This is a genomic window from Salinibacter sp. 10B, assembly GCF_002954405.1.
GTDB lineage: Bacteria > Bacteroidota > Rhodothermia > Rhodothermales > Salinibacteraceae > Salinibacter.
Genome location: NZ_MQWC01000003.1, coordinates 1 through 659 on the forward strand (window position 1 = coordinate 1; position 659 = coordinate 659).

At 71.5% G+C, this 659-nt stretch carries 1 pseudogene; it reads right to left on the reverse strand.

The window, feature by feature from the left end:
- A pseudogene (locus BSZ35_RS00330) lies at nucleotides 1–659 on the reverse strand (ammonium transporter); the annotation flags it as partial.

Here is a 659-nt window from a genome sequence, read left to right on the forward strand (position 1 = left end):
ATGGCGCCCACCGGGTCGTCGACGTACGTTTCAATGAAGCGCGTGGCGTAGACGACCAGCAGCCCCGCGACCGCGCCGGTGAGGATGGCAAACGGCCCGGTGAGGGTGGCGCAGCCGGCCGTGATGCCGACTAGGCCGCCGAGCACGCCGTTCAGCGTCATGGTGGCGTCGGGCGTGCCGGTGTCGATCCAGGTGACGGCCATGGCCGTGGCCGCGCCCGCCCCGGCGGCGAGGAAGGTGTTCATCGCGATGAGGGCGATGGCGGTCGAGCCGGCGGTCGTCGAGCCGGCGTTGAAGCCGAACCAGCCGAGCCACAGGATGAACACGCCCAGGGCCGCGAGGGGAAGGCTGTGCCCAGGAATGGCCCGCGGGGTGCCGTCCGCCGCGTACTTGCCCACGCGGGGCCCCACGACCAGCGCGCCGGCGAGGGCCGCCCAGCCCCCAACCGAGTGCACGACCGTCGAGCCGGCAAAGTCGATGAAGCCGAGCCCCTCCAGCCAGCCGCTGCCGTTGAAGAGCCCGCCCCAAGCCCAGGCCCCGAACACCGGGTAGATCAGCCCCGTGATGAGGACCGAAAAGATCAGGTAGCCGCTAAACTGGATCCGCTCGGCGACGGCCCCGGACACGATGGTGGCCGCCGTGGCCGCAAAGACCGCCTG